Origin of the sequence: Streptomyces flavovariabilis, from assembly GCF_000725785.1 — a bacterium.
GTDB classification, from domain to species: Bacteria; Actinomycetota; Actinomycetes; order Streptomycetales; family Streptomycetaceae; genus Streptomyces; species Streptomyces hawaiiensis.
On the sequence record NZ_JNXD01000015.1, the window covers coordinates 1 to 22060 of the forward strand.

General features: G+C 72.9%; 12 protein-coding genes and 1 pseudogene. 5 read left to right on the forward strand and 8 right to left on the reverse strand.

All coding sequences use genetic code 11. The features are described from left to right. Nucleotides 1–424: 424 nt before the first annotated feature. The 5 genes and pseudogenes from IO24_RS47410 to IO24_RS47685 form a co-directional block, all read left to right on the forward strand. Nucleotides 425–2184 (forward strand): annotated as a pseudogene (locus tag IO24_RS47410) (KR domain-containing protein); the annotation flags it as partial. Between the two features lie 105 nt (nucleotides 2185–2289). Continuing rightward, nucleotides 2290–8421: a type I polyketide synthase gene (locus tag IO24_RS47220; protein WP_483027176.1), complete on the forward strand. Its 6132-nt coding sequence runs from the start codon at nucleotides 2290–2292 to the stop codon at nucleotides 8419–8421. 50 nt (nucleotides 8422–8471) lie between these two features. After that, complete coding sequence (locus tag IO24_RS47675) at nucleotides 8472–10385, forward strand: type I polyketide synthase (protein WP_051905974.1); 1914 nt, start codon at nucleotides 8472–8474, stop codon at nucleotides 10383–10385. Continuing rightward, a complete protein-coding gene (locus IO24_RS47680; RefSeq protein ID WP_425274876.1) occupies nucleotides 10288–10839 on the forward strand; it encodes an acyltransferase domain-containing protein in 552 nt (183 codons plus the stop codon). Before IO24_RS47675 ends, IO24_RS47680 begins: the two co-directional genes overlap by 98 nt. Further along, nucleotides 10769–14059: a type I polyketide synthase gene (locus tag IO24_RS47685; protein ID WP_425274877.1), complete on the forward strand. Its 3291-nt coding sequence runs from the start codon at nucleotides 10769–10771 to the stop codon at nucleotides 14057–14059. The genes IO24_RS47680 and IO24_RS47685 overlap by 71 nt, the downstream gene beginning before the upstream one ends. A 102-nt stretch (nucleotides 14060–14161) precedes the next feature. Here IO24_RS47685 and IO24_RS0125120 read toward each other — a convergent pair whose 3' ends face one another. The 8 genes from IO24_RS0125120 to IO24_RS0125155 all read right to left on the reverse strand — a co-directional run bounded on the left by IO24_RS0125120 (nucleotide 14162) and on the right by IO24_RS0125155 (nucleotide 21492). Further along, nucleotides 14162–15313, reverse strand: a complete 1152-nt coding sequence (locus IO24_RS0125120; RefSeq protein WP_031139119.1) for an MDR/zinc-dependent alcohol dehydrogenase-like family protein — start codon at nucleotides 15311–15313, stop codon at nucleotides 14162–14164. Nucleotides 15314–15370: 57 nt separating this feature from the next. Continuing rightward, a complete protein-coding gene (locus IO24_RS0125125) occupies nucleotides 15371–16306 on the reverse strand; it encodes a ketoacyl-ACP synthase III (RefSeq protein ID WP_031139121.1) in 936 nt (311 codons plus the stop codon). After that, on the reverse strand, nucleotides 16303–16548 hold the full coding sequence (locus tag IO24_RS0125130; RefSeq protein ID WP_031139123.1) for an acyl carrier protein: 246 nt from the start codon (nucleotides 16546–16548) through the stop codon (nucleotides 16303–16305). The genes IO24_RS0125125 and IO24_RS0125130 overlap by 4 nt, the downstream gene beginning before the upstream one ends. A 30-nt stretch (nucleotides 16549–16578) precedes the next feature. Continuing rightward, the gene (locus IO24_RS0125135; protein ID WP_234335432.1) at nucleotides 16579–16827 is read right to left on the reverse strand and encodes a biotin/lipoyl-containing protein; all 249 of its coding nucleotides are present in this window, start codon (nucleotides 16825–16827) and stop codon (nucleotides 16579–16581) included. Next, nucleotides 16824–17804: an alpha-ketoacid dehydrogenase subunit beta gene (locus IO24_RS0125140; protein WP_031139127.1), complete on the reverse strand. Its 981-nt coding sequence runs from the start codon at nucleotides 17802–17804 to the stop codon at nucleotides 16824–16826. The genes IO24_RS0125135 and IO24_RS0125140 overlap by 4 nt, the downstream gene beginning before the upstream one ends. Next, nucleotides 17804–18643: a thiamine pyrophosphate-dependent dehydrogenase E1 component subunit alpha gene (locus IO24_RS0125145; protein WP_037668408.1), complete on the reverse strand. Its 840-nt coding sequence runs from the start codon at nucleotides 18641–18643 to the stop codon at nucleotides 17804–17806. The genes IO24_RS0125140 and IO24_RS0125145 overlap by 1 nt, the downstream gene beginning before the upstream one ends. A 422-nt stretch (nucleotides 18644–19065) precedes the next feature. Continuing rightward, a complete protein-coding gene (locus IO24_RS0125150) occupies nucleotides 19066–19839 on the reverse strand; it encodes a thioesterase II family protein (RefSeq protein WP_031139131.1) in 774 nt (257 codons plus the stop codon). A gap of 102 nt (nucleotides 19840–19941) precedes the next feature. Next, nucleotides 19942–21492, reverse strand: a complete 1551-nt coding sequence (locus IO24_RS0125155) for a non-reducing end alpha-L-arabinofuranosidase family hydrolase (protein WP_244310222.1) — start codon at nucleotides 21490–21492, stop codon at nucleotides 19942–19944. Nucleotides 21493–22060: the final 568 nt, after the last annotated feature.

A 22060-nucleotide genomic window follows, 5' to 3' on the forward strand; every position in this document is an offset into this window, starting at 1 on the left:
GGCGCCGCGTATCCCTCTCGTCTCCAACGTGACCGGTGGGATGGCCACCGCCGAGGAGCTGTGCGACCCGGGTTACTGGGTGCGGCACGTCCGTGCGGCCGTCCGTTTCGCGGACGGGGCCGGCACGCTCGCCGAGCAGGGCATCCGTACCCTGATCGAACTCGGCCCGGACGGCGTCCTGTCCGCGATGGGCCAGGACATCATCGACGGGTCGTTCATTCCCTCCCTCCGCGCCGACCGACCCGAGGGGCACACGCTGACCTCCGCCGTCGCCCGGGCGCACGTCGAGGGCGTCGGGGTGGACTGGGCGGCGTTCTTCGCAGGCCGCGGCGCCGAGCCGGTCGAGCTGCCGACCTACGCCTTCCAGCATCAGCGGTACTGGCTGGAGGTCGGTGTCTCCTCGAGCAACGTCGAGCTGGCCGGCATGAGCGCCGCGGACCATCCGCTGCTGGGCGCGGCGGTGGAGACCCCCGGCACCGGTGGGCTGTTGTTCACCGGCCGGCTGTCGCTGGACACCCATCCGTGGCTGGCGGACCACGCCGTCCTGGGCTCGGTGCTGCTGCCCGGCACCGCCTTCGTGGAGCTGGCCATCCGGGCCGGGGACCAGGTCGACTGCGGTCATCTGGAGGAACTGACCCTGGAGACGCCGCTGATCCTGCCTGAACGCGGAGCGGTCCAGGTGCAGTTGGCGGTCGGCGGGCCGGACGGCTCCGGCGCGCGGGCACTGAGCATCCACTCGCGTACGGCGGGCCGGGCGTGGACGCGCCACGCGAGTGGCCGGCTGGCTCCGGCCCGGCCGGTTCCGCCGGCCGAGCCGGCCGCCTGGCCGCCGGCGGACGCGGCCCCGGTGGCGGTCGAGGGACTGTACGACGGGTTCGCCGCCGCCGGGCTGGAGTACGGGCCGGCGTTCCAGGGCGTGCGCGCGGTGTGGACGCGGCCCGGTGAGGTGTTCGCCGAGGTCGCGCTGGACGAGGAGGTCGCGGAGGCGGCCGGCGAGTTCGGACTGCATCCGGCGCTGCTGGACGCGGCACTGCACGCGGTGGCCCTGGGCGATCTCGTCGAGGGGACCGGCCGGGCCCGGCTGCCCTTCGCCTGGACGGGCGTGAGCCTGCACGCCGGGGGCGCCCGGTCGGTGCGGGTACGGCTGTCCCGGGTCGGCGCGGACACGGTGTCCCTCACGGTCACCGACCCGGCCGGTGTCCCCGTGGCGAACGTCGACGCGCTGTCCCTGCGGCCGGTGCACGCCGGGCAGATGGACGCGGCTCGGGGCGGTGCCCGGGAATCCCTGTTCCGCGTCGAGTGGGTGCCGCTGCCCGAGCGGCAGCAGACGGCGGAGGACGCGGCCCGCTCCTGGGCCGTCGTGGGCGACGACGCGTTCGGTGTCGCCGCCGCGTTCGGCCCGGACGGCCCGGGTCCGGACGTCCGTCCGGACCTCGCCGCGCTCGACGGGCCGGTGCCCGACGTGGTGTTCGCCTGTGCCGGCGGCGAGACCGCGGCCGGTGATGTGCACGAGGCGGCCGTCGCCGCCCTGACGCTGGTGCAGTCGTGGCTGGACGAGGAGCGGTTCGCGTCCTCGCGGCTGGTCCTGGTGACCCGGGGCGCCGTCGGGGACGGGCTGTCAGACCTGGCGGGCGCGGCCGTATGGGGCCTGGTGCGCTCGGCGCAGTCGGAGAACCCCGGCCGTTTCGTCCTCCTCGACCTGGACGCGGAAGCCGTCCCCATCGGGTCGCTGGGCGCGGCGCTCGGCACGGACGAACCCCAGCTGGCCGTGCGCGAGGGCCGTGTCCTGGTGCCGAGACTGGCCCGGGTGACGGCCCCCGCCGAGACCGCCCCGGCCGCGGCGGAGAGCGACGGCACGGTGCTGGTGACCGGTGGTACGGGCGCCCTCGGCGCGGTGCTCGCACGCCATCTGGTGACCGAACGCGGGGTACGTCGGCTGCTGCTGACCAGCCGGCGGGGCGAGGCCGCGCCGGGGGCGGCGGAACTGGTGGCCGAACTGACCGGTCTGGGCGCCTTCGTGCGGGTCGCCGCCGTGGACGTGGCGGACGCGCGTGGAACCTGCACGAGCTGACACGCGACGCGCACCTCACCACCTTCGTGCTGTTCTCGTCCGTGGCGGGCGTCATGGGCGGCGCCGGACAGGCCAACTACGCGGCGGCGAACGCCTTCCTCGACGCGCTCGCCCAGCTCCGCACCGCCTCCGGCCTGCCCGGCCGGTCCCTGGCCTGGGGACCGTGGGACGAGGCCGGCGGCATGGCGGACGCGCTGACCGACAGCGACCTTCAGCGGATGGCCCGTTCGGGTCTGCATCCGCTGTCCGCCCGGCAGGGCACCGCGCTGTTCGACCGCGCGGCCGCCGTCGACGAGCCCGTCCTGGTGCCCATGCACCTCGACCTCGGCACCCCGGGCACCGTTGCGGAAGCCGCGGACGTACCGGCCCTGCTGCGGGGCCTGGTGCGCGGGCCCGCCCGGCGCCGGCTCGCCGCGGAGGAGTCCGCCACCGGCTCGGCGCTGGCCCGAGGGCTCGCCGGACTCGACCCGGCGGAGCAGGAACGGCGGCTGCTGGAACTGGTCCGCACCCATGTGGCCGCGGTACTGGGCCACGCCTCGGCGGACGCCGTCGAAACCGAACAGGCCTTCCGGGACGCCGGGTTCGACTCGCTGACCGCCGTGGAGCTGCGCAACCGGCTCACCAAGGCCGCCGGGCTGCGACTGCCCGCGACCCTGGTCTTCGACTATCCGACGCCGCTGGCGCTGGCGCGGATGCTGCGCGACGAACTCGTCGGCGCGGAGACCGAGACGACGCCGCCGACCCGCAGCACCGCGCCGGCCGCCGACGAGCCCATCGCGATCATCGGCATGGCCTGCCGCTATCCGGGCGGAGTGACCTCCCCGGACGAGCTGTGGCAGCTGGTGGCCACCGGCGCCGACGGCGTGAGCGTCTTCCCCGCCGACCGTGGCTGGGACGTCGAGTCGCTGTACGACCCGGAGCTGTCCCGCCCCGCCACCTCGTACACCAACGAGGGCGGATTCCTCTACGGCGCCGCCGAGTTCGACCCGGCCTTCTTCGGCATCAGCCCGCGCGAGGCCCTGATGATGGACCCGCACCAGCGGCTGCTGCTGGAGACCTCGTGGGAGGCCATCGAGCACGCGGGCATCGACCCGGCCTCCCTCAAGGGCAGCCGTACCGGGGTCTTCGCCGGAGTGATGTACCACGACTACGGCGTGCTCCTGGCGCAGGCCTCCGACGAAGACACCGAAGGCGACGTCGGCGGCGCCGGCAGCTCCGGAAGCGTCGCCTCCGGCCGGGTGTCGTACACCCTCGGCCTCGAGGGCCCGGCGGTCACCATCGACACCGCCTGCTCCTCGTCGCTGGTCACCCTGCACCTGGCCGCGCAGGCGCTGCGGTCGGGGGAGTGCTCGATGGCCCTCGCCGGTGGTGTGACCGTCATGTCCACCCCGCGCACCTTCGTCGAGTTCTCCCGGCAGCGTGCGCTCTCCCCGGACGGGCGCAGCAAGTCCTTCTCGGACGACGCCGACGGCACCGGCTGGGGCGAGGGCGTCGGCATGTTGCTCGTGGAGCGGCTCTCCGACGCCCGCCGCAACGGCCACCCGGTCCTGGCGATCGTGCGCGGCAGCGCCGTCAACCAGGACGGCGCCTCCAACGGGCTCACCGCGCCGAACGGACCGGCCCAGCAGCGGGTGATCCGGCAGGCGCTGGACAACGCCGGACTGTCCGTGGCGGACGTCGACGCGGTGGAGGCGCACGGCACCGGCACCAAGCTGGGCGACCCGATCGAGGCGCAGGCGCTGCTCGCCACCTACGGGCGGCGCGAGGCGGACGCCGAACCGCTGTATCTCGGCTCCATCAAGTCCAACATCGGCCACGCGCAGGCCGCCGCGGGCGCCGCCGGAATCATCAAGATGGTGATGGCGTTGCGGCACCGGGCCCTGCCGCGCACCCTGCACGTCGGCCGGCCGACCTCGCAGGTCGACTGGGAGTCCGGGGCTGTCGAGCTGCTCACCGAGGCACGCGACTGGCCCGCCGTGGACCGGCCGCGCCGGGCGGCCGTGTCGTCCTTCGGCGTCAGCGGTACGAACGCGCACGTCATCCTGGAGGAACCGCCCCCCGCGGACCGGCGCCCCGCCGACCACGGGCCCGGCGAGGACACGGCACCGGTCGTGCCCTGGCTGCTCTCCGCCAGGACCGCGGCGGGCGTACGTGCCCAGGCCGCCCGGTTGCGGGCCCACCTGGAGCGGCACCCGCGGCTGCGCCCGCTGGACGTGGGCCACTCGCTGCTCACCGGGCGTACCGTGTTCGACCACCGCGCGGTCGTGGTGGGCACGGAGCCTGCCGCATTCCTGGAGCGGCTGGCCGCCCTCGCCGACGGCCGCGAGCTGCCCGGAGCGGCCCGTGGCGGCACCGGCGCGGGGACCGGAGGCGGCCCGGTGTTCGTCTTCCCCGGCCAGGGCACCCAGTGGCAGGGAATGGGGCTCGAACTGCTCGACGCCTCCCCGGTGTTCGCCGAGCGGATGACGGAGTGCGCCGCCGCGTTCGCCCCGTTCCTCGACTGGTCCCTGATGGACGTGCTGCGCGGCGTGCCCGGAGCACCGGACCTCGACCGGGTGGACGTGGTCCAGCCGGTGCTGTTCGCGGTGATGGTGTCGCTGGCCGAAGTGTGGCGCGCGCACGGCGTGCGGCCCTCGGCCGTCGTCGGCTACTCGCAGGGCGAGATCGCCGCCGCCTGCTTCGTGGGCGCGCTGTCCCTGGAGGACGCGGCCCGCGTGGTCGCGCTGCGCAGCCGCATGCTGGCCGAGAACCTGGCCGGCCGGGGCGGTGTCGCCTCCGTGATGATCTCCAGCGAAGAGGCGGCCCGCCGCGTCGCCCGCTGGGACCGGGCCCTGTCCGTGGCCGGCGTCAACGGTCCCAAGGCCGTCACCATCGCCGGCGACGAGCAGGCGCTGGCCGAGCTGGTCGACGAGTGCCAGGCGGACGGCATCCGGGTGCGGGTCATCCCCGCCTCGGTGCCCAGCCACTGCCCGCAGGTAGAGCCCCTGCGCGAACCCCTGCTGGAACTGCTCGCCCCGGTGACCGCCCGGTCGACGGACATCCCGTTCTACTCGACGGTGACCGGCGGGATCGTCGACACCGCCGAGCTGACCGCCGAGTACTGGTACCGCAACATGCGCGGCACCGTGCTGTTCGAGCCCGTCGTCCGCCGACTGCTGGCGGACGGGTACCGCACGTTCCTGGAGAGCTCCCCGCACCCGATGCTGACGGTCGCGGTGCAGCAGATCGACGGCGACGCGACCGTGATCGGCACGATCCGCCGCCGGGAGGGCGGCCTGGACCGCTTCCTCGCCTCCCTGGGCGAGGCGCATGTCGCGGGCCTGCCGGTCGACTGGCGGCCGGTCTTCGCGGACCGGGGCGCCCGCCCGGTGCCCCTGCCCACCTACGCCTTCCAGCACCAGTCGTACTGGCCGCAGCTGCCGCACGCGACCGCCGGTGACGTCACCGCGGCCGGGCTGGCCGCCGCCGGCCATCCGCTGCTCGGCGCCACCGTGGAACTGCCCGACTCCGGCGGCCTGCTGTTCACCGGACGGCTGTCGCTCGACACCCACCCGTGGCTCGCCGACCACGCCGTCGCCGGAGTGGTGCTGGTACCCGGCACCGCCTTCGTCGAGCTGGCCGTCCGCGCCGGCGACCACGTCGGCTGCGACCGGCTGGACGAACTCACCATCGAGGCCCCGCTGGTGCTGCCCGAACACGGCGCCGTCCAGGTCCGGCTGACCGTCGGCGAGGCCGACACCGCCGGACGCCGCCCGCTGACCGTCCATTCCCGCTCCGCGGGCGCCCAGGACACCGCGACCGGCGAACCCTGGACCCGCCACGCCACCGGTCTGCTCGCCGTCGGCGCCGTGCCCGCCCCCGCCGGGACGGGCCTCTGGCCGCCCGCCGGTGCCGTGCCCGTCCCCGTGGACGGCCTGTACGAGCGGCTGGCGGTCGACGGCGTCGACTACGGCCCGGCGTTCCAGGGCCTGCGGGCCGTCTGGCAGGACGGTGCGGACGTACTCGCCGAAGTCGCCCCCGACCAGCGGACCGGCGCCGACGCGGCACACTTCGGGCTGCACCCGGCACTGCTGGACGCCGCGCTGCACGCGATCGGCCCCGGCGGACTGCTCACCGACCAGGACAGCATCCGGCTGCCGTTCTCCTGGTCCGGCGTGTCACTGCACACGGCCGGCGCGGGAGCGCTGCGCGTCCGGCTGTCGCCGGCCGGCCCGGACACGGTGTCCCTCACCGTCGCCGACGCATCCGGCTCACCGGTCGCCTCGGTGGAGTCGCTGGTGCTGCGCCCGGTGACGGCCGACACGTTCGCGGGCGCACGCGCCGGGCACCACGACAAGCTGTTCCGGCTCGGCTGGGCGGCCCTGCCCGAGACGTCCGCCCGCCCGGCCGTGGCGCCGGGCTCCTGGGCGGTCCTCGGCTCCGACGAGCTGCGCCTCGCCGAGAACCTCAAGGCCGTGGGCGCCCCGCCCGGCGCCTACCCCGACCTGGCCGCGCTCGCCGAAGCCGTCGGCGCGGGCGCCCCGGTGCCGGAGACGGTGCTGGTGGCCGCCGGCGGATCGCGGACGCCGGAACGGACGGGCGCGGAGGGCCCCCAGCCGCCGGACGCGGTGCACACCGCCGCGCACGACGCGCTGAACCTGGCCCAGTCCTGGCTGGCCGACCCGCGCCTGGCCACCGCCCGGCTGGTCGTGGTGACCCGCGGCGCGGTCGCCGCGCACCCCGATGACAGCGTGCCGGACCTCGCCGGCGCCGCCGTGTGGGGACTGATCCGGTCGGCACAGACCGAGAACCCGGACCGGTTCGTCCTCCTCGACCTCGACGACCGGGAACCCTCCTGGCGAGCCCTGCCCGCCGCCCTCGCCGCCGGCGAACCCCAACTGGCTCTGCGGGACGGCACCGCGCACGCCGCCCGCCTCACCCGGGTCACCGCCTCACCGCCGGACCCGGCCGGGCCGGACACACCGGCGGACGGCACGGGAACCGGCCTCGCCGCCCGCCCCGGCGGCACCGTCCTGATCACCGGCGGTACCGGCGCCCTTGGCAGCCTGGTAGCCCGCCACCTCGTCACCGCCCGCGGCGTCCGTGACCTGCTGCTCACCAGCAGGCGCGGACCGGCCGCCGACGGCGCCGCCGAACTGGCCGCGGAACTCACCGGACTGGGCGCCCGCGTGACGGTCGCCGCCTGTGACACCTCCGACCGGGAAGCGCTGGCCGCGCTGCTGGCCGGCATCCCCGAGGAGCATCCGCTGACCGCCGTGGTGCACGCCGCCGGCGTGCTCGACGACGGCGTGATCGGCTCCCTCACCCCCGAGCGGGTGGACCGGGTGCTGCGCCCCAAGGTGGACGCCGCCTGGCACCTCCACACCCTCACCAGGGACCTGGAGCTGTCGGCGTTCGTCCTCTTCTCCTCCGCGGCCGGTGTCTTCGGCGGCCCCGGCCAGGGCAACTACGCGGCGGCCAACGCCTATCTGGACGCCCTGGCCCACCACCGCCGGGCCCACGGGCTGGCGGCCACCTCCCTCGCCTGGGGCCTGTGGGCCGACGAGACCGGCGTCAACAGCGGCATGGCCGACACCATCGGCGACGTCGACATACGCCGTATGACCCGCTCGGGCATGACCGGCCTGTCCGCGCAGGAGGGCCTGGCCCTGCTGGACCTCGCCGACACCCTGGACGAGGCCCTGCTGGTGCCGACCCGCCTCGACCTCGCCCCGGGCGGCGCGGGCGCCGTACCGCCGCTGCTGCGCGACCTGGTCCGCGGCCGGGCCCGGCGCACCGCACAGGAGCAGACCGACACGGACGGCACCGCCCTGCGCGACCGGCTGCTGGGCGTACCCGCCCAGGACCGCGCCCGGGTGCTGCTCGACGTGGTCCGCGGCCAGGTCGCCGACGTCCTCGGACACACCTCCGCGGACGCCGTGGAACCCGACCAGGCCTTCAGCGAACTCGGCTTCGACTCGCTGACCGCCGTGGAACTGCGCAACCGGCTCAACCAGGTCACCGGGCTGCGGCTCACCGCGACCGTGGTCTTCGACCATCCCAACCCCAACCGGCTCGCGGACCAGCTCCTCGCCGACCTGGACCTGGAGGAGCCCACGGCGACGGCACCGCTGCTCGCCGAACTCGCCCGCATGGAGTCGGCCCTAGCCACGATCAGCCCGGACGACTTCGCCGAGGTCGCCCCGGACGACACCGCCCACGAGGAGATCACCGTGCGGCTTCAGACGCTGCTCGCCAAGTGGAGCCGCTTCCGCACCGAGCCGGAACCCGCGCAGACCACCCGCAGCCTGGACACGGCCACCGCCGACGAGCTGTTCGACTTCATCGACGGCGAGCTCGGGGAGCTGTGAGCGATGCCCTGCACCTTTGACGACGATCCGCGAGGAGCGACGAGTACGTGATGAATGAGGAAAAGCTCCTCGGCTATCTCCGCCGTGTGACCGCCGACCTGCAGGAGGCGAAGCTGCGCGTGCGCGAGCTGGAGGCCGGCAGCCGGGAGCCGATCGCCATCGTGGGCATGGCCTGCCGCTACCCCGGCGGCGTCATGTCCCCCGAGGACCTGTGGCGGTTGGTCTCCGAGGGCACCGACACCGTGTCCGGCCTTCCCGAGGACCGTGGCTGGGACGTGGACAACCTCTACGACCCCGACCCGGACCGCATCGGCACCGCCTACGCCCGCGAAGGCGCCTTCCTGTACGACGCCGCGGACTTCGACCCCGCCCCGTTCGGCATCTCGCCGCGCGAGGCGCTGGCCACCGACCCCCAGCACCGCCTGCTGCTGGAGACCTCGTGGGAGGCGTTCGAACGGGCCGGCATCGCCCCGTCCGCACTGAAGGGCAGCCGCACCGGCGTGTTCGCCGGGGTGATGTACCACGACTACGCCGCCCGGCTGCGCGCCGTGCCCGACGACGTCGCCGGCTACATCGGCAACGGCAACTCGGGCAGCATCGCCTCGGGGCGGCTGGCGTACACCTACGGGCTGGAAGGCCCCGCGGTCACCCTCGACACCGCCTGCTCGTCCTCGCTGGTCGCCCTCCACCTCGCCGCCCAGGCGCTGCGCTCCGGGGAGTGCACCATGGCCCTGGCCGGCGGCGTCAGCGTGATGGCCTCTCCGGTGACCCTGCTGGAGTTCTCCAGGCAGCGGGGCCTCGCACCGGACGGCCGGGTGAAGGCGTTCGCCGCCGCCGCCGACGGCACCGGCCTCGGCGAGGGCGTCGGCATGCTGCTGCTGGAACGGCTCTCCGACGCCCGCCGCAACGGCCGCCCGATCCTGGCCGTCGTGCGCGGCACCGCCGTCAACCAGGACGGCGCCTCCAACGGTATGACGGCCCCCAACGGCCCCTCCCAGCAGCGCGTCATCCGCCAGGCCCTCGCCGACGCCCGGCTCTCCGCCGACGAGATCGACGCGGTGGAGGCCCACGGCACCGGCACCCGGCTGGGCGACCCCATAGAAGCCCAGGCCCTGCTGGCCACGTACGGCCAGGACCGGGCCGGGGGACGACCGCTGTGGCTGGGCTCGTTGAAGTCCAACATCGGCCACACCCAGGCGGCCGCCGGTGTCGCCGGTGTCATCAAGATGGTGATGGCGATGCGGCACGGCCGGCTGCCGCACACCCTGCACGTGGACGAGCCCTCACCGCAGGTGGACTGGTCCGCGGGCGCGGTCGAGCTGCTGACCGAGGCGCGGGAGTGGCCGGAGAGCGGGCGACCCCGCCGGGCCGCCGTGTCCTCCTTCGGCATCAGCGGCACCAACGCGCACGCCGTGGTGGAGCAGGCTCCCGCCGCCGACCCTGCCGACACCCCGCAGCCCACCGTCCGCACCACCACCGTGCCCTGGGTGCTCACCGCCAAGTCCGAGGAAGCCCTGCGCGCCCAGGCTCGCCGCCTGCGCACGCACCTGGACCTTCACCCGGACGGCACACCCCAGGACATCGGCCTGTCCCTGGTGACCTCCCGCACCCTCATGGGCCACCGTGCCGCCGTCGTGGCCTCGGACCGGAACGCCTTCGCGGCCGGCCTGACAGCACTCGCCGAGGGCGGAGAGGCGCCGGGCGTGGTACGAGGGGACGTCTCCCGCCGGGGCGAATCCGCGTTCCTGTTCACGGGGCAGGGGTCGCAGCGGGTTGGTATGGGCCGGGAGTTGTATGGGGCGTTTCCGGTGTTCGCGGAGGCGTTCGATGCGGTGTGTGCGGCCCGCCGGTGGTGCGATGATGGCCGTGCAGGCGAGCGAGGCCGAGGTCGTCGAGGCACTGACCGATGCCGTGTCGATCGCTGCTGTCAACGGGCCCGAGTCCGTGGTGATTTCGGGCGATGAACGCGAAGTCCTCGAGGTTGTGGAGCAGTTCGCTCAGCAGGGTCGCAAGTCCAAGCGCCTGACGGTTTCCCATGCCTTCCACTCCTCGCACATGGAGCCGATGCTGGAGGAGTTCCGTCAGGTGGCGGAGAAGCTGTCGTTCCACGCGCCGCGTATCCCCGTCGTTTCGAACGTGACGGGCCGCGCGGCCACCGCCGAGGAGCTGTGCGACCCGGGTTACTGGGTGCGGCACGTCCGTGCGGCGGTGCGCTTCGCGGACGGGGTGCGGGCGCTGGCCGAGCAGGGTGTGCGGACGTTCATCGAGCTGGGCCCGGACGGTGTCCTGTCCGCGATGGGCCAGGACAGTGTCGACGCAGTGTTCGGCCGACCACACCGTGACCGGGGTGGTGCTGCTGCCCGGCACGGCCCTGGTGGACGTGGCACTGCGGGCCGGGGAGGGGCTGGGCTGTGGTGAGCTGAGCGAGCTCACGCTGCGGGCGCCGCTGGTCCTGCCGGAGCGGGGGGCGGTCGCCCTCCAGGTGCTCGTGGGCGCTCCGGACGAGCACGGCTCCCGGCTCGTACGGGTCTACTCACGGGCGGCGGGTGCCGACGGTGAGGCCGAGTGGACGCTCAACGCGGAGGGCCTGCTCTCCGCGTCGAGCCCCGATGCCGCGTTCCCGTGGGCACCGGGGGAGTGGCCGCCGGCCGGGGCCGAGCCGCTGCGGGTGGACGGGCTGTACGAGCGGCTGGCCGACGGCGGGCTGGAGTACGGGCCCGCCTTCCAGGGGCTGCGGGCCGCCTGGCGGCTCGGTGACGAGGTGTACGCGGAGGTGGAGGCGCCGCAGCCGGTGAGGGACACCACCGAGGGCTTCGGGCTTCATCCGGCGCTGCTGGACACGGCGATGCACGGACTGAACCTCGGAGGACTCCTGGCCGACGACGGCCGGGGGCGGCTGCCGTTCTCCTGGAACGGGGTGAGGCTGCACCGCGCGGGGGCGACCACACTGCGGGTACGGCTGGCCCCGGCCGGGCCGGACACGGTGTCGTTCGCGGCCGTCGAGTCCTCGGGAGCCCCGGTGGCGTCCGTGGACGCCCTGGTACTGCGGCCGGTCAGTGCCGAGCAGGTGCAGGCCGGTGCCTACCGGAGGTCGCTGTTCCGGCTGGAGTGGACGCCGCTCGCCGCGGGAGAGGCCCGCGCCTCCCGGTGCGCCCTGCTGGGCCCCGACGACACCGGATTGCGGCGCGCGTTCACGGACGCGGGCGGTGCCGTGGAGCGGCACGCCGACCTCACGGCGCTCGAGGCCTGTCTGCGGGAGCCCGGTGCCGTGGTCCCGGACCTGGTCCTGGCCGGCGTGGCGGAGCCCGCGGGTGACGAGAGCCCGGTGGAGCGCGCGCACCGGCTGGCACGAGACGTCCTAGGCCTGCTCCAGTCGTGGCTTGCGGACGAACGGTTCGCCTCAGCCCGGCTGGTGGTGGTCACCCGGGGCGCGGCGGCACCGCCCGTCACGGATCCGGCAGCCGCGACCGTCTGGGGGCTGGTGCGTTCCGCGCAGGCCGAGCACCCCGGCCGGTTCGTCCTGCTGGACCTTGACGACGCCCAGGAGTCCGGCGCCGCGGTGCCCACCGCCCTCGGCACCGACGAACCACAGCTGATAATCCGACAGGGTGTGGCGTCGGTGGCCCGGTTCACCCGGGCAGCGGTCACCGGCCCGGCCGAGGCCCGGCCCGGGGCGCACGGCACGGTGCTCGTCACCGGTGGCACCGGAGCGTTGGGCGCCCTGGTGGCGCGGCATCTGGTGGCCGATCGCGGCGTACGGCGGCTCCTGCTCACCAGCAGACAGGGCGAGGCCGCCCCGGGCGCCGCCGAACTGGTCGCGGAGCTGGAGGCACTGGGCGCGTCCGTGACCGTGGCCGCGGTCGACGTCGCCGACCGGGAAGGGCTGGGCGCGGTACTGGCCGCCGTACCGCGGGAGCATCCGCTGACCGGCGTGGTGCATACGGCGGGTGTGGTCGCGGACGGCGTGATCGGCTCGCAGACCCCGGAGCGGCTGGCCTCGGTGCTCCGGCCCAAGGTGGACGGCGCCTGGCATCTGCACGAGCTGACCGCCGACGCGGACCTCTCCCTGTTCGTGCTGTTCTCGTCGCTGGCCGGCACGCTGGGCGGCGCCGGACAGGGCAACTACGCCGCGGCGAACGCCTTCCTGGACGCGCTGGCCCTGCACCGGCGGGCGAGCGGCCGCCCCGCGGTCTCCCTGGCGTGGGGCATGTGGGCGCGGCTCAGCGGGATGACCGAGGGGCTGGGCGAGGCGGAGCTGCAGCGGCTGCACCGGGCGGGCCTGGGCGCGCTGTCGGACCAGGAGGGTCTGGCGCTGTTCGATGCGGCGAGCACCGGCGAGGACGCCACGCTCGTCCCCATGCGGTTCGACCCCAGCGGCCTCGGTGGGGAGTCGCCGGCCGGTCTGCTGCCTCCGCTGCTGCGGGACCTGGTCCGGGCCCCGGCACGCCGGGCGCGGCCCACCGCGGAGACCGGCGGCCTGCGACGGGCACTCGCGGAGATGCCGCAGGCCGCGTGGGAGGAGTTCCTCGGCACGGCGGTGCGCGACCAGGTCGCGGCGGTGCTCGGCCACTCCTCCGGAGCGGTGATCGATGCCGATCAGCCGTTCACGGACATGGGCTTCGACTCGCTCGGTGCCATCGAACTGCGCAACCGGCTCACCGCCGCGGGCGGCGTCCCGTTGCCGGCCACGCTGATCTTCGACCATCCGACGCCGGCCGAGGTAGCCGCGCATCTGCGCGGGTTGCTGGCGACGGCCGCCACCGAGGACGCCGGGCCGCAGACCGTGCCGCCCGCCGGCGCGTCCTCGCAGGCCGGCTCCGTGGAGGCGCTGTTCCGGCAGGCCTGCGAGGCCGGGCAGTACAAGGACGGCGTGGAGCTGCTGATGGCGGCCTCCCGGGTCCGTCCCGCCTTCGACGCGGCGGACGCGGCCCGGCGCGCGCCGAAGCCGGTGCGGCTCTCCCACGGGCCGCGACGGCCGTCGCTGGTCTGCTTCGCCGCCCCGGTGGCGCTGTCCAGCGCCCACCAGTACGCGCGGTTCGCGACGGCCTTCCACGACGTCAGGGACGTGTCGGTGCTGGTGCCGACCGGCTTCTCCGACGGGGAGGCGCTGCCGCGGTCGGTCGAGGCGGCCGTCGCCGCCCAGGCGGACGCGGCACTGGCCTGCGCCGACGGGGGACCGATGGTGCTGGTCGGGCACTCCTCGGGTGGATGGCTCGCGCACGCCGTGGCCGCGCGGCTGGAGAGCGTCGGCGTGGTGCCCGACGGTGTGGTGCTGCTGGACACCTATCTGCCCGGCAACGACGTCGTCGACGGCTTCGCCTCGGTCTTCATGGACAGCATGTTCGACCGGGAGGGGCTGGTGGACGGGGTGGACTTCACCCGGCTGACCGCGATGGGCGCCTACTTCCGGCTCTTCGCGGACTGGGAACCGGCCGGGATCGCGACCCCCACCCTGTTCGTCCGCGCCGGTGAACGGATCGCCCCGGGAGACCGGTCCGGTGCCCCTGCCCCGCAGGCCTTCTGGCAGCTGCCGCACACCGCGGTCGAGGTGCCGGGAAACCACTGGAGCATGATGGAGGAACAGTCCGCCGCCACGGCCCGGCCGGTCGTGGAATGGCTCGACCGGGACCCGGACTGACGGCTCGGTCTCCGCACCCACGACAAGGCCCCGCCCCGGCGTCCGTACGACGCCGGGGCGGGGCCTCGACGGTTCTGGTGGCCCCGTCCGGCGGTTGTGGATCTAGAGCGGGTTCACGTTGTACAGCGGGAAGTACGACTCGATCCGGCCCGCGGCGTAGTCGTCGGCCAGCCTCGGCACCTCTTCGAAGTCGTAGACGACGGTCGACCCCTCGGGAGCCGTCCAGCCGCCCGCCTCCTGGAAGTCCCGGATGGCCGGCGAGTCCGGCAGCCGCCACACATGCGTATTCACATGGATGTGCCTGCTGATGCACTCGGCGCCCCGCAGGTGGGACAGTCGCATGCCCGCCTTCCAGCCGCAGGTGGTGACGACGCCCTCCCGGGCGAGGGCCTTCACGGTGACGTCGTACAGCGGTTCGCCGATGTTGTCCACGAAGATCGCCGCTCCCCGGCCGTCGCTCAGCTCGTCGACCACGCCGAGGAAGTCGGCCACCGACTGCCGGCGGCGGGCCAGGCGCTCCCGGTCCGCCCTGGCCTGGCGGGGTGGAAGAGAGAGGTCAGGGTAGAGCCGGCGGTCCACCGGGACGATGCCGTGGGCGCGCAGGAAGGCGATCCGCTCGTCCGAGCCCGCCGTCATCGCCACCCGGAACCCGGCGCGCCGGGCCAGCATCAGCTCGGCGAAGGCGACCCCGCCGCCCCAGCCGAACACCAGATGGCCGGACGGGTCGTCGTCGGCGATCTGCGTCCGCCAGCAGCCGTACGCCTTCTGCCAGTTGTCCCATGCCGTGAAGTACCGGCCGTAGGTGGCCCACTGGGGCAGGGAGTAGGCGGTGTCGGCCGGGATGGGCAGCAGCACCCGGGTGTCCATCTTCGACCGCTTGGTCAGCAGGCCGATGGTGTGCGGCGCGTCGTAGGCGTAGGCGAGTTCGGCGTAGCCGTACCGGTCGCACTTGCCGAACGGCAGCAGCAGACACAGGTCCCCCTCGCGGACCTGGACGTCCCGGCCGGCCGCGTTCACCTTGAGGACACGTACCACCCCGAGGTTTCCGAGGACCACGGCGTCCTCACCGCGGCTGCTGCACACGTCGATCGGCGAACGGGCCAGCGCATGATCGATGTTGGCCTCCCAGGAGCCGAGAATCGGCTCCACCAGGGCCTCACCCTCCTCCAGCGGGCCGAAGGAGAACAGATCACGTTGCAGGGCGCCGCCCGGGCCGCCGTCGGACGTGCCGACCAGCGAACCGGAGCGAAGCACCCAGGCTTCTGGCGAATAGATGACAACCTCCTAAGGTCAGGACTTCCCCGTGCCCGGCTACCGGGCCGCCGGTATCCGGTAGTTCACCGACACCCCGCCCCAGGCCTCGCCCGCGCCGTAGGCGACGGCACCGAGACGGCCCTCGGCGGGCAGGGAGCCCGAGTCCAGCTCCTCGGCGAACGCCAGCGGAACCGACGCCGAGGAGGTGTTGCCGAAGTGCGCGATACGGTTCACGAAGGGCACGCCGAGGTCGGCGGTGAACGTGCGGACCTGCTCCAGGATGCGTCCGTTGGCCTGGTGGCCGACCAGCACCGTCGGCGCGGGTTCCCGCTCGGCGAGATACCGGGCCGACTCCGACATCCGGCGCACCGCACGGTCGTACACCTGCATCCCGTCGAGATGAATGCCGCCGGCGTCGGTCTCCCGCATGAGCCCCTCGCGGGAGCCGTCGCTCCCGGCGACATGGTGGAAACGCGCGAACTCCTCGCGCCGCTCCAGCAGGACGGCGGCGGCCCCGTCGGCGAAGAGGCAGGCGGTCTGCCGGTCGGTCCGGTCCACCAGCCGGGACATGGCCTCCACCGAGCACACCAGGACCGACGGCGCCTGCCCGGCGTCGCAGAGGGACAGCCCGGTGACCAGTCCGTAGACGAAGCCGCAGCAGGCCGCGTTCATGTCGAAGCCCAGCACCGACGACGGCAGCCCGGCCAGCTCAGCCACCTTCTGCGCGATGCCCGGGACACGCTGGCGTACGGACGTGCTGACGAGGACGAGGGCGCCGACGGACGAGGGGTCGGCCATCCGGCTCACGATCGGGGCGCAGGCCTCCGCCGCCACCTCCGCCAGCGGGACGTCGTCGTCGAGCCAGCCGCGGGAGGCGATCCCGCTGCGGCGCCTGATCCACTCGTCGGTGAGGCCGATCGCCTCGAAGTGGGTGTTGTCGATGGTCCGGCCCGGTTTCGCGGTGGCGAGATCGACGATGCCCGCGCTCGTCACTGCTCGGCCAGCTTCACGAAGTAGGCGGTGAAGTCCTGGAGCAGACCGAAGCTCGCGGTTTCCCGCAGATCGGCCTTGACCTGCAACTCCCGCTCCAGCAGCTGGGTCAGCTCGACGATGTCGAGCGAGTCCAGGTCGAGGTCGCCCACCGGCCGCTCGAGGTCGTCGTAGCCCAGGGACGGGTCCCGCTCCCGCAGCTTGGTGAGCATGATGTCGGCTATCCGGCGTTCGATGTCGTTCATTTCCCTCTCCTTGAAGCCGTGGGACGGCGGCTAGTCGGCCGCCAACTGGTAAAGCACGTCACCGGATTTGAGAATGGTGCCGACCGTCGCGGACAGCGCGGCGACCCGGCCACCGCGCTCCGCCACGATCTCGGTGCTCGCCTTGTCGGTCTCCATCACCGCGACCACGTCCCCCCGCTCGACGTGGTCGCCGACGGCGGCGACCCACTCGACCAGCAGCGCCTCGCCGAGGCCGTGTCCGAAGCCGGGGACCCGGAGGTCGATGTGCTCAACACTCACTTCATCATCACCAGAACCTCATCCGTGATCTCCTGCACGCCGATCAGGTAGTCGTTCTCGAAGTCCGCCGGCGGATATGCGCGACGGTCGGGGGCCAGCCGCCGGATCGGGCAGCGCAGCGAGTCGAAGCCGTGCTCGGCCACCGCGGCGGCCACCTCCGCACCGATGCCCGCGTACTTCGTCGCCTCGTGCACGATCAGCAGCCGCCCGGTCCGGGCCACGGACCGAAGGATTGTGTCCATGTCGACCGGGGCCACCCAGCGCAGGTCCACCACTTCGGCGTCCACCGTCGGGCTGAGCGCGTGCGCCGCCTCCAGGACCTCGTTCGTGACCGCGCCGAAGGTCACCACGGTCACGTCCGTGCCCGGCCGGACGACCCGGGCAGCCGTCGGCGACGCCGCCGGCGCTGCGCTGCGCGCGGGCGCAGTCCGGCGCCAGTAGAGCCGGATCGGCTCGTACATCACCACGGGCGACCCCAGCCCCACCGCATACCGCAGGATCTGGTCGGCGTCCTCGCCCGTGGACGGATACGCCACCGAGATGCCGGGGGCGCGCGCGAACAGCGCCTCGTTGGACTCGCTGTGGTGCTCGACGCCCCGGATGCCGCCACCGGACGGGATGCGCACCACCAGACTCGGACTGATCTGCCCGTTCCAGCGGTCGCCGACCCGGGCCGCCTGCGTGACCAGCTGGTTCACCGCGGGATAGACGAACCCGTCGAACTGGATCTCGCACACCGGTACGAGACCGCTGATCGCCATCCCGACGGCCTGGCCGACGATGGTGGACTCCGCCAGCAGCGAGTCCCGCACCCGGTCCCCGCCGAACCGCTGCTGGAGACCCCGGGTGACCCGGAAGACCCCGCCCAGCCGTCCGATGTCCTCGCCGAGGAGCAGCACCTTCGGATCCTGCTCCATCAGGTCGGCGAGCGTCGCGTTGATCGTCTCCGCCATGCTGGCGGGCCGTCCCGCGGCCATCACACGTACCCCTTCATCAGCTGGTTCCGCAGCTCCCGCACTTCCGCGTCGACGGACTCCCGCCACGCGGCGTCCACCACGCCCTCGGTGGTCAGCCGGTCCGCGTAGGCGGTCACGGGGTCCGACTCCCGGGTCCTCGCGATGTCGTCCCGCTCGCGGTACAGCTCCTGGGCGTCGGACGTCGAATGGCCGTGGATGCGTCCCACCGAGAGCTCCACCAGATACGGCGACTTGGACTCGCGTATGTGCTGGGCGGCCCGGCGGCAGGCGGTGAAGACGGCCTCGGGTTCCCGCCCGGACAACGCGGCGGACTCGATGCCGAAGCCCCGGGCGCGTTCGGCGACGGAGGTGCGCATCTGCTCGCCGGAGGGCTTGGAGATGGCCCAGCCGTTGTTCTGGCAGACGAACAGCACGGCGGCGGATTCGACGGCGGCCAGGTTCATCGCCTCGGACATGTCACCCTCGCTGGTCGCGCCGTCACCGACGTAGACGACGACGAAGTCGTCCCGTCCCTGGAGCCGTTGTCCCAGCGAGTAGCCGACGGCGTGCAGGGTCTGCGCCGCCAGCACCAGCGTGTAGGGGAAGAAGCGCCGCTGCAGCGGATCCCAGCCGCAGAAGGTACGGCCGGCCCACTGCGCCAGCAGCTCGTCCGGGGCCACACCCCGAAGGAGAGCCACCGCGTGTTCACGGTAGCTGGGGAAGACGGCGGGTTCGGGGCCCACGGCCAGGGCGGACCCCACCTGCGCCGCCTCCTGCCCCTGGCAGGACAGCCAGAGGTCGAGCGCTCCTTGTTTCTGGAGCTGCCGGGCCTCCTCGTCGATGCCCCGCGCCACGAGCATGTGGCGAAGCAGGGACCGTCTCGTGCCGTCGTCCAGCCCCTGCTCGGATTGCGATCGTAAGGTCATCACATTCGAACCCCCGTGTCCCTTGGGTGCGTTGCCGGTCAGTGGGTGGCTTCGGCCGTTGTCGCGATCGGACCCTCGACGGGGGGAGTGGGTGAACGCGCGTCAGAACTCGGCACTGGTGTTCGTCCGCGTGGTGCGGACGGCTGCCAAAGGCGTGTCTACGGCTGTCCGGCCGGCCACGCGGGCTGCTCGTCGGGCACACGGCCCGTCATCGACGGCACAGCCGGGCCCGGCACCAAGCACTGAACGGTCACGCAGATTCCTCCCCCGTCGCACGGATGACTCGCACCCCTGCTGTATCGCACACTACCCAAAGCGTCCCGGGCGACGCAGTCAGGGTCGCCCCAAGACGTCGCTCAGACAGGCTGGGTGCGGGTCAGCCGCGCCAGCCGGTCGGCGATGACGCCGGTCACCTCGGCCTGCCGGTCCATGAGGTAGAAGTGCCCGCCGGGCAGGGTGAACTGCTCGAACGCGCCGGTGGTCTGCTCGGCCCACGCGTCGGCGTCCCCGTCCGGCACCTTGGGGTCGTCCTGGCCGTTCAGCGCGATCACGGGGCAGCTCAGCTGCGGGCCCGGACGGTACTGATAGCTTTCCACGGCCTCGTAGTCGGCGCGGATCACCGGCAGCGCGAGCTCCACCAGTTCCTCGTTGTCGAAGACACGCGGGTCGGTGCCGCCCAGCTTCCGCATCTGTTCGATGAGTGTCCGGTCGTCCGGGCGCTCGCCGAACTCCCGTCGATGGCGGGTAGGTGCGCCCCGGCCCGACACGAACAGCGCGACCGGCGGACGGCCCGCGGCCTGAAGGCGCCGCGCCACCTCGAATCCCAGCATCGCTCCCATACTGTGCCCGAACACGGCCATCCCGCGGTCGCTCCACGGCGTCAGCTCGGCGACCAGGCCCTCGGCGAGGTCGTCGATCCGCGTCAGCAGCCGCTCGTGCCGGCGGTCCATCCGCCCGGGGTACTGCACGGCGAGGGTGTCGATCCGCGGTCCGAGTGCCTTGGCCAGCCCGGCGTAGAAGGGCGCCGAACCGCCCGCGTGCGGAAGGCACACCAGCCGGACCGGTGCGTCAGGTGCGGGCGAGTACCGCCGTATCCACGGGGAGGTGGGAGAACTGTCGGCCGCGGTCATGTAACTCCTCGGTTCTGTGGTGCAGATGGTCATGCGCCGACAGGACAGTCCCTGACGCCGCCTCACATCGACCATGCGAAAGCCAGGGGATGAGGTGCCGATCTACCGTACTGGTCCGACGAACAAGTGATCCACATTTTTCGCATGCGCGTCCGCGCGGGGGCAGACGCTTCTCCTGGAAAAAGCCCGTGGCGGGCTCGGGCTTTCCCCCCGCCCCCCCCGCCCCCCCCCCCCCCTGGGGTTGCGTCCCTGGTAGAGGAACTGCAGGTTGCAGGGATCGACGGTGAAGGTCTGATCGGCGCTGGTGCGGATCAGTTCGCCATGGCTGATGTCGTTGGTCCAGGTGGCGCCACTGTTGGCCTTGCCGGCGAAGGGATTGCTCTCGGTTGCGGCCTGGGGTGTCCATGAGCCGTTCAGGCTGGTGGCCGTGAACGAGCGGAAGTAGCGGCCCTGCGAGCCCCTCGCCTCGACGATCATGAGGTAGCGGTTCTGGCCCTGGAGCTTGTAGACCTGCGGGGCCTCGAACAGGTTGTCCGCCGTATCGCTCATGATCGTTGTGTAGGTCGAGCCGAAACTGCCCGGGAAGTTCCCGATCGGCATGCTGGCCCGGTAGATCTTGCCGTTGTCACCGGCGAAGAACAGGTACATGTTCGTGCCGTCGGCGATGAGCGTCTGGTCGATGGGTCCTGTTCCGGAGCCGGTGATGCTTCCGGAGAAGAGCACCTTCTGTGCTGACCAGCCATTGGGGTTGGTGGGGTCGCTGGACGTCCGGTAGGAGAAGGCGCTCCCACCGCCCCACTGGTAGGCGAGCACCCAGACGTTCTTCGGCGCGAAGTAGAAGAGCGTGGGCGCGACGGTGGAGGCCGACATCGTGTTCTGGCTGGCCGAGGCCATCTCCGGCCAGTTGGTGAACAGGCCGAAGTTCATCGAACCCCAGCCCGCTCCTGTTCCCGCGGCGCCGTGCGTCGTCGCATAGACGAGGTGCCTGCCGTTGTAGGGGACGACGGTGAAGTCCTTGAGCGAGGCCCACCCAGGCTTGGGCTGCGCCAGCGTGCCCGTCGATGTCCAGCGGTATGTCGACGGAAGATCGCACGGGCCGGGGTTGTTGCCGCCGACCTTGACGAGCTGCCACTGCTGGTTGGTGCCGCCCCAGTCGTCATACTGGACGATGTTCGCGTTGTCGGCGGTGGAGCCGCCCTGCACTTCGAGGGCCTTGTTGCTGTGGCGCGCGATGAGCCTCACGTGGCCGTCCGAGCTGTCGGCCAGCCGCCACTGCTGGTTGGTGCTGTTCATGTCGGTCCACTGGACGATCGCGCCGCCGTTGGCGGTGGACCCGTTCTGGACGTTCAGCACCTTGCCCGAGTGGCGGGACTTGATGCGGTAGTAGCCGCCCCCGGAGTCGACGAACTGCCACAGCTGCTGGTTCTGGTCGTTCCTGGTCCACTGGGTGATGCGGGCGCCGTCGCTGGTCGCCAGGTTGTAGACGTCCAGGGCCTTGCCGCTGTTGCGGTTGACCAGCACATACGAGGCGTTGGGGTCGACGGTCGCCGCTTGGGCGGGCTGGGCGCCGAGGAAGGTGGCCACGAGCAGCAAGGGCGCAAGGACGGCGAGTAAGCGTCTCAGGCGGACCGGGGACGGAGGGCGAAACCACATCAGAGGGCACTCCTTTGGGGGGCGGGGGTGAGGTGACCCCGATGAACCGTGGAGCGGACTGCCGGGCGGGGGCGATCTCGAAACATTTCGAAGAATTCCCGGAATCTTTGACGCCACAAGTTAGGAATGCGGGGCCACTTGGTCAAGCCCTGTCACTGATCTGTCCACAAACAGCGCCTCGCTCCGGCCCTACGGCATCCTCCGGCGTGTGCCCGGAGTGGTGCTGTGGGCTCGCGGGGAGCGAATGTTTCGGGCAGGGAATCGAAACTTCTTCTGTGGAGAGTATTGACGACCCATCGTTAATACCTCAATCATCCCTGTCTGAGAACCCGGCCTTAGTTCGATATGTCGAACCGTGTCGGCCCTGGGCAATCTGTGCTGCACGGCAGCTCCACGCACCGCCGCACGACAGATCCGCGCACCGAAGCACCTGCGCCAACCCGTCACGTTCCGGTGAGGTTCGCACCAGCGCGTCTGGCTCTTCGCACCGCCGGAGAGGTACGCGATGCCGCGTGGCGGTCCCCCCCCCGTCCGTGGGAGCGGACGGCGCACACCCCTGCGCTTCAGT